The sequence below is a fragment of the Acinetobacter entericus genome, from assembly GCF_026168575.1.
GTDB classification, from domain to species: domain Bacteria; phylum Pseudomonadota; class Gammaproteobacteria; order Pseudomonadales; family Moraxellaceae; genus Acinetobacter; species Acinetobacter bouvetii.
In genome coordinates this window covers 1-713 of record NZ_JAPEQW010000119.1, presented here as the reverse complement: position 1 = coordinate 713, position 713 = coordinate 1, and the positions used below count along the sequence as shown (strand labels likewise).

Sequence of the window (713 nt, the reverse complement as noted above, 5' to 3'; positions counted from 1 at the left end):
GGCTTTGTTGCATAAAGGCTTTAAAGATAGAGTTTCCCTAAGCAACTCAAATTTAAGTGACAACTTGGGTATGAGGGCGACCTAATTCTGTGAATTTGTTCAAGACAGCTGCGCGTGCATGAATCTCATTCACCTGACTAGGAAAACTCCTTGCTGTTAATTTATCGCCTAATAATTTGATGCAATGCATCTTGGTTTCAACCAAACTTCGACGATGGTAGCCTGACCACTTTTTCCATAGCGTCCTACCTAGATGTTTAACAGTACGAAGTAATTCATTTCGCTCTAGCGAGCTGGTCTTTTTATCTTTCCATGGCTTCGCATCTTTTCTAGGGGGAATCACCGCATGTGCATCTCGATCTGAAATGACTTGTCGGCAGTGCTTTGTGTCATACGCGCCATCGGTATAGACCGAATCAATTCGTTCATCCAAGGGAATTTGAGAAAGTAAATCATCGAGTACTTGCGAATCGCTCACATTATTTGTAGTAAGCTGTACTGCACGTATTTGAAGGGTTTCAGCATCTATAGCAATATGAAGCTTGCGCCATTGATGACGATATTCAGGTCCATGTTTCTTACGTTTCCATTCACCTTCACCTAGAAATCTCAAGCCAGTGGAGTCTACGAGTAGATGTAGCCCATTGCTACTTTTTGAGTAGCTAATCGCAATATCAATATGCTTTTGTCTTCTACAAAGCGTACTGTAATCT

Annotated in this window: 1 protein-coding gene; it reads right to left on the bottom strand. The window is 41.5% G+C overall.

Translation table 11 applies throughout. From position 1 onward, the window contains the following. Positions 1 to 52 precede the first annotated feature (52 nt). Positions 53 to 713, bottom strand: a 661-nt coding sequence (locus OKC24_RS19825; protein WP_265466305.1) for an IS5 family transposase, incomplete at its 5' end; no start/stop codon positions are given.